Genomic DNA, 5,387 nt, shown 5'->3' with positions numbered 1-5,387 from the left:
ATAACCCGAAGGTCGCAGGTTCAAATCCTGCCTCCGCAACCAATGGTCCCGTGGTGTAGCGGTTAACATGCCTGCCTGTCACGCAGGAGATCGCGGGTTCGATTCCCGTCGGGACCGCCATTTATTTCATACATAACTATTGTTGGCTTGGTAGCTCAGTCGGTAGAGCAAAGGACTGAAAATCCTTGTGTCGGCGGTTCGATTCCGTCCCAAGCCACCATCCCGTGCGGATGTAGTTTAGTGGTAAAACCTCAGCTTCCCAAGCTGAAGTCGAGGGTTCGATTCCCTTCATCCGCTCCATCGAATGGGCCTATAGCTCAGCCGGTTAGAGCGCACGCCTGATAAGCGTGAGGTCGGTGGTTCGAGTCCACTTAGGCCCACCATTTTCCGCAGTAGCTCAGTGGTAGAGCAATCGGCTGTTAACCGATCGGTCGTAAGTTCGAGTCTTACCTGCGGAGCCATTGGAGAAGTACTCAAGAGGCCGAAGAGGCGCCCCTGCTAAGGGCGTAGGTCGGGTAACCGGCGCGAGGGTTCAAATCCCTCCTTCTCCGCCATCCTGGCCCCTTGGTCAAGCGGTTAAGACACCGCCCTTTCACGGCGGTAACACGGGTTCGAATCCCGTAGGGGTCATCACGAAAAAAAGCAGCCTTCCATTTCGGGAGGCTGCTTTTTTCATTCCTTTTCTCCGGTATAGCTGTCCCGTTCATGATAGGGGATGTCGCCGATCGGAGATTCCAGCTGCTCTTCGTCCAACTCGTCCTCGTATTCTTCCATCGTCTCCGAGCGGGAGAAGCCTTTCACGGTTCCGGTTTCGTCCGTGCTCGCGAATTCTTCATACTCCTCGACGGCCCCTGTTTCCAGATCATCTTTGTACAAGTCATTGTAGTTGTCGTGGTCTCCGGTCATATCAGACGGGGTTTCCGATGTTCCGTAACGGGCAACGTCCCTGAAGCTGTCCTGATTGTCCTGGACATCCCCTTCCTGGCCCACCTCGAAGGTGTCCGGCTTTACGGGGTCCATAATTTCCTCCAGCACGTCTTCTTCCACCGGCCGGTCATCCGGCACTTCCGCATCTGCATGGTCGATGCAGCGGTTCGTATAGGGAATCGCTTCGAGCCGCTCGAAGGGAATGTCCTTGCCGCAGATTTCGCACTTCCCGTAGGAACCGTGATGCATGGCCCTGAGCGCGTTCTCCACCTTGTCCAGTTCCGATTCTGCATGGGTTTCAAGCGCCTGGTCGCGTTCCCGGTCGAACAGTTCGGTCCCCGCATCTGCAGGATGGTTATCCGCCAGCGACAGTTCGCCCGTATCATCACGCATGCTGTCATCCCGGTCACGGTCTTCCGCGGTCTCCCTGTACTGTCTTTGCATTTGGATGAGTTCGCGTTTTAAGATTGTTTTTTCCTGTTCGCTCAACATGATGTCACTTCCTCGCCTTCGATTGTATACTCAAGCCCCGGTTTGAACATCATGAGGCCCTGGTGTCTCTCATCTTTTCCTTTTTGTCCGGATCGCTAAACCTTGAAGCGCCGGGATGCCAAACCGTTCCGGGCGGAATCGCAGGTCCCGCATGCCCGTACTCAATATTTTTGCGGTCCCGATTTATTGTTTCCCGAGCATGAAAAAAGAACCGTTGCCCGGAGGCGGCGGTTCAGGGTTTTTGCGGTTCAGGAAAACCAGTGTTCAATCAGGAGGGCCATACATAGGAGCAGACCGAAGAAGGTGTTCGTCTGCGCAGTCGCCTTCATGGCGGGCATGACGCGGAGCGGCACGTTTTCATGCCTGAAGACCCGGATGGCATTGTAGGGTTTTGCTGCACTGAGGAAGACGAGCAGGGCCCACGGAGTCAGTTTGCCGGTCAGGACCATTCCTCCGATCCACGCATACGCCGTTATGAAGAACAGCGCGAGGATGTTGACGGCGTTCGTTCTTCCCGCCAGGATGGCCAGCGTCTTCCGGCCGCTTTCCCGGTCTCCCTCAAGGTCGCGGATATTGTTGGACATCATGATGGCGCCGACTAAAATCATGCTGGGCACTGAAATGGACAGTGCCAATCCGCTCACATGGCCCGCCTGGATGAAATAGGCGATCAGGACGATGGCCATGCCCATGACCACGCCGGAGAACAGTTCTCCGAGCGGAGTGTAGGCGATCGGGTAAGGGCCGCCGGTATACAGATAGCCGATTGCCATTGCGATCCCTCCGACAACGAGCAGCCACCAAGAGGTCTGTCCGGCAATGTAGAGTCCCATCAGGGCTGCGGCCAGATAAAGTCCGACGGCGATCGCCAGGACGGTCCCCGGGCGGACGCCGTTCCGGACGATGGCGCCACCGATCCCGACCGAGTGTTCGGTGTCGAGTCCCCGCCGGAAATCGTAGTATTCATTGAACATGTTCGTGGCGGCCTGCAGGAACAGCGTCGCCAGCATCATCAGGATGAACAGGGTGACGTTGATCCCGGTCTCCCGGTAGGCGATCAGGGTACCGAGCAGGACAGGGACGAAGGAGGCGGTGAGCGTGTGCGGCCTTGTGAGCTGCCACCAGACTCTCCAGCCTACATCCGCTTTTATCGTTTGCTGCATAAGTTCTTCTCTCCTTAGCGCTTCATTTCCGCTATTCATTATATCGGACTTCGGACCGCTTGGATAGGGAAGGGGAGCCGCTTAGCCGTCGGATGTCTGCGGATATGGTAAAATGGGTAGGACATGAACGTATTGAAATGAACTGAGTTGGAGGGGTCTTGAATGGAACAGAATACGACTCCGCATTCGACGGCGTCAACCGGCCGCATGATCGGCAATCTCCGTTTCTATACGGAGACGGTCGAAGTGGGCAGGCTGTCACCGCTTGCGTTTTTCGAGGCCGGAGAAAGAGAATTCGCCGGCCATCGTTTTTATTGGGAAAATCGGGATAAGACATGGCGGCTCGTCGGAATCGGCCATGCAGCCACAATCGAAAGCGAGGACGCCGGCGGGCGGTTTGCCGATGTCCGGGCACAATGGCAGCGCCTTTGTTCGGTGCTCGTGAAGGAAGAGGGAGATCTTCCGCCCGTACTGTTCGGCGGCTTCTCGTTCGATCCGGAAAGCCGGCAGTCTTCCGAGTGGTCCGGTTTTCCGCCGGCCTTTTTTGCCGTCCCGCTGTTTCAGCTGATTGAAACCGGCGGTCGCACGTTCGTTTCCATCAATTTCATTTCGGAAGGCGAGGCGGCAGCGGCCGATTTTGAGCGGCTGCGGACCATCTGTGATGCCCTCGTCCACGAAGCGCAAGTGAAGGAGCGGGTGCCTGCCGGGAAACCCTCGGTGAGCCGCCTTGATGAGCTGGAAAAAGAGTCCTATCTTGAAGCGGTCCGGAATGTGACAGGGCAGATTCGGCAAGGGGAGGCGGAAAAGGTCGTCATCGCCCGTTCGGTTGAGCTTGGTTTTGAGGAGGCGGTCTCCCCGTCGGCGGCTCTTGAGAATCTGTCCGCGGAGCAGCAGGAAAGCTTCCTGTTNCAGCTGACGGATACTAATCGATCGAGGACTTAACCTCACAGAAGTGCCTCGGCGGCCAGCCGCCGAGGCCGGACACATAGAAAGATCCGGAAGGATCTTGGTTCAATGTCTGTTTTATCCGGTTTTGAAAGAACAAAAAATATTGCTTGCCAAATCCCGTGGGATTGGTATAATAGGATTTGTTCTTTTAAAGTGAATCTGGTCCGGTAATGATGGCGAAGAGGTCACACCCGTTCCCATCCCGAACACGGAAGTTAAGCTCTTCAGCGCCGATGGTAGTCGGGGGCTTCCCCCTGCAAGAGTAGGACGTTGCCGGGCCGATCACTTGATACATAATAAACTGGAGGATTAGCTCAGCTGGGAGAGCATCTGCCTTACAAGCAGAGGGTCGGCGGTTCGAACCCGTCATCCTCCACCATTTCTTTGCCGGCCTAGCTCAATCGGTAGAGCAACTGAATCGTAATCAGTAGGTTGGGGGTTCAAGTCCTCTGGCCGGCACCACTTAATCCGAGCCATTAGCTCAGTTGGTAGAGCATCTGACTTTTAATCAGAGGGTCGCAGGTTCGAGCCCTGCATGGCTCACCACCCTTATTATTTATAACCACACTTGCGGGTGTGGCGGAATGGCAGACGCGCTAGATTCAGGTTCTAGTGTCCTTTACCGGACGTGGGGGTTCAAGTCCCTTCACCCGCACCATTATTATTAATTGAAGTGCATAGGCACTGTCTGTTTTGCGGAAGTAGTTCAGTGGTAGAATACCACCTTGCCAAGGTGGGGGTCGCGGGTTCGAATCCCGTCTTCCGCTCCATTATTTTTCCGCCGGGGTGGCGGAACTGGCAGACGCACAGGACTTAAAATCCTGCGGTAGGTGACTACCGTACCGGTTCGAAACCGGTCCTCGGCACCAGTTATGTCATCCAATTTAATCACGCGCCCGTAGCTCAATTGGATAGAGCGTCTGACTACGGATCAGAAGGTTGTGGATTCGACTTCTGCCGGGCGCGCCACTTTATCGGGAAATAGCTCAGCTTGGTAGAGCACTTGGTTTGGGACCAAGGGGTCGCAGGTTCGAATCCTGTTTTCCCGACCACTCTTTTACGAGGGGTTCAGTCAGCTGTGAAGCGCCTGTTGCTGTTTGACGGGAAATAGCTCAGCTTGGTAGAGCACCACGTTCGGGACGTGGGGGCCGCAGGTTCAAATCCTGTTTTCCCGACCACTTTCCGGGGCCTTAGCTCAGCTGGGAGAGCGCCTGCTTTGCACGCAGGAGGTCAGCGGTTCGATCCCGCTAGGCTCCACCATTTTTCTTCATCACTACTTATCTTGGCGGCGTAGCTCAGCTGGCTAGAGCGTACGGTTCATACCCGTAAGGTCGGGGGTTCGATCCCCTCTGCCGCCATTCCAAAGGACCTTTAGCTCAGTTGGTTAGAGCAGACGGCTCATAACCGTCCGGTCGCAGGTTCGAGTCCTGCAAGGTCCACCATTCATTGGTTGATGTACGGAGGAATACCCAAGCCTGGCTGAAGGGGTCGGTCTTGAAAACCGAGAGGCGGGTCACACCGCGCGGGGGTTCGAATCCCTCTTCCTCCGCCATTTTCATGCCCTCTTCAGTCAAGGGAAAGCTCTTCTTGTACAACATGCCAGCCAAGCCTTTTCATCTTATTATCGCGGAGTGGAGCAGTGGCAGCTCGTCGGGCTCATAACCCGAAGGTCGCAGGTTCAAATCCTGCCTCCGCAACCAATGGTCCCGTGGTGTAGCGGTTAACATGCCTGCCTGTCACGCAGGAGATCGCGGGTTCGATTCCCGTCGGGACCGCCATTTATTTCATACATAACTATTGTTGGCTTGGTAGCTCAGTCGGTAGAGCAAAGGACTGAAAATCCTTGTGTCGGCGGTT

Annotated in this window: 3 protein-coding genes, 22 tRNA genes and 1 rRNA gene; 24 read left to right on the top strand and 2 right to left on the bottom strand. The window is 55.6% G+C overall.

Features of this window, described 5'->3' with window-relative positions; genetic code table 11:
• The first annotated feature begins 44 nt into the window (after window positions 1-44).
• From BN1189_RS15750 to BN1189_RS15720, 7 genes are all read left to right on the top strand, one after another.
• Window positions 45-120: transfer RNA gene (locus BN1189_RS15750), tRNA-Asp, on the top strand.
• Window positions 121-144: 24 nt separating this feature from the next.
• Window positions 145-220, top strand: a tRNA-Phe gene (locus BN1189_RS15745).
• Between the two features lie 6 nt (window positions 221-226).
• Window positions 227-300: transfer RNA gene (locus tag BN1189_RS15740), tRNA-Gly, on the top strand.
• Window positions 301-306: 6 nt separating this feature from the next.
• Window positions 307-383, top strand: a tRNA-Ile gene (locus BN1189_RS15735).
• Window positions 384-386: 3 nt separating this feature from the next.
• Window positions 387-461 (top strand) — tRNA-Asn (locus BN1189_RS15730).
• A 2-nt stretch (window positions 462-463) separates the two neighbouring features.
• A tRNA-Ser gene (locus BN1189_RS15725) sits at window positions 464-554 on the top strand.
• Between the two features lie 4 nt (window positions 555-558).
• Window positions 559-630 (top strand) — tRNA-Glu (locus BN1189_RS15720).
• Window positions 631-672: 42 nt separating this feature from the next.
• On the opposite strand, the gene BN1189_RS15715 is transcribed toward BN1189_RS15720, so the two are convergent.
• Complete coding sequence (locus BN1189_RS15715) at window positions 673-1,419, bottom strand: TraR/DksA C4-type zinc finger protein (RefSeq protein WP_040229302.1); 747 nt, start codon at window positions 1,417-1,419, stop codon at window positions 673-675.
• Window positions 1,420-1,667: 248 nt separating this feature from the next.
• Complete coding sequence (locus BN1189_RS15710) at window positions 1,668-2,582, bottom strand: 1,4-dihydroxy-2-naphthoate polyprenyltransferase (protein WP_040229301.1); 915 nt, start codon at window positions 2,580-2,582, stop codon at window positions 1,668-1,670.
• 162 nt (window positions 2,583-2,744) lie between these two features.
• Between BN1189_RS15710 and BN1189_RS15705 the strand changes: the two genes are divergently transcribed.
• The 17 genes from BN1189_RS15705 to BN1189_RS15625 all read left to right on the top strand — a co-directional run bounded on the left by BN1189_RS15705 (window position 2,745) and on the right by BN1189_RS15625 (window position 5,308).
• Window positions 2,745-3,524, top strand: coding sequence for a chorismate-binding protein (locus tag BN1189_RS15705; protein ID WP_052455918.1), 780 nt, complete (start codon window positions 2,745-2,747; stop codon window positions 3,522-3,524).
• A gap of 169 nt (window positions 3,525-3,693) precedes the next feature.
• Window positions 3,694-3,809 (top strand): 5S ribosomal RNA (gene rrf / locus BN1189_RS15700).
• Between the two features lie 24 nt (window positions 3,810-3,833).
• Window positions 3,834-3,909 (top strand) — tRNA-Val (locus BN1189_RS15695).
• A 7-nt stretch (window positions 3,910-3,916) separates the two neighbouring features.
• A tRNA-Thr gene (locus BN1189_RS15690) sits at window positions 3,917-3,992 on the top strand.
• Between the two features lie 8 nt (window positions 3,993-4,000).
• Window positions 4,001-4,076 (top strand) — tRNA-Lys (locus BN1189_RS15685).
• 24 nt (window positions 4,077-4,100) lie between these two features.
• Window positions 4,101-4,188 (top strand) — tRNA-Leu (locus BN1189_RS15680).
• A gap of 37 nt (window positions 4,189-4,225) precedes the next feature.
• Window positions 4,226-4,300, top strand: a tRNA-Gly gene (locus tag BN1189_RS15675).
• A gap of 10 nt (window positions 4,301-4,310) precedes the next feature.
• Window positions 4,311-4,399: transfer RNA gene (locus BN1189_RS15670), tRNA-Leu, on the top strand.
• A gap of 23 nt (window positions 4,400-4,422) precedes the next feature.
• Window positions 4,423-4,499: transfer RNA gene (locus tag BN1189_RS15665), tRNA-Arg, on the top strand.
• A 6-nt stretch (window positions 4,500-4,505) separates the two neighbouring features.
• Window positions 4,506-4,582, top strand: a tRNA-Pro gene (locus BN1189_RS15660).
• Between the two features lie 49 nt (window positions 4,583-4,631).
• A tRNA-Pro gene (locus BN1189_RS15655) sits at window positions 4,632-4,708 on the top strand.
• Window positions 4,709-4,714: 6 nt separating this feature from the next.
• Window positions 4,715-4,790: transfer RNA gene (locus BN1189_RS15650), tRNA-Ala, on the top strand.
• A gap of 24 nt (window positions 4,791-4,814) precedes the next feature.
• Window positions 4,815-4,888 (top strand) — tRNA-Met (locus BN1189_RS15645).
• A gap of 7 nt (window positions 4,889-4,895) precedes the next feature.
• A tRNA-Ile gene (locus BN1189_RS15640) sits at window positions 4,896-4,972 on the top strand.
• Window positions 4,973-4,989: 17 nt separating this feature from the next.
• Window positions 4,990-5,082 (top strand) — tRNA-Ser (locus BN1189_RS15635).
• 73 nt (window positions 5,083-5,155) lie between these two features.
• Window positions 5,156-5,230, top strand: a tRNA-Met gene (locus BN1189_RS15630).
• A 2-nt stretch (window positions 5,231-5,232) separates the two neighbouring features.
• A tRNA-Asp gene (locus BN1189_RS15625) sits at window positions 5,233-5,308 on the top strand.
• The last annotated feature ends 79 nt before the right edge of the window (window positions 5,309-5,387 follow it).

The organism is Bhargavaea cecembensis, assembly GCF_000826125.2.
Lineage (GTDB): Bacteria > Bacillota > Bacilli > Bacillales_A > Planococcaceae > Bhargavaea > Bhargavaea cecembensis_B.
Note: the sequence above shows the minus strand (reverse complement) of the source record. Positions and strands in the feature narration are given on the sequence as shown.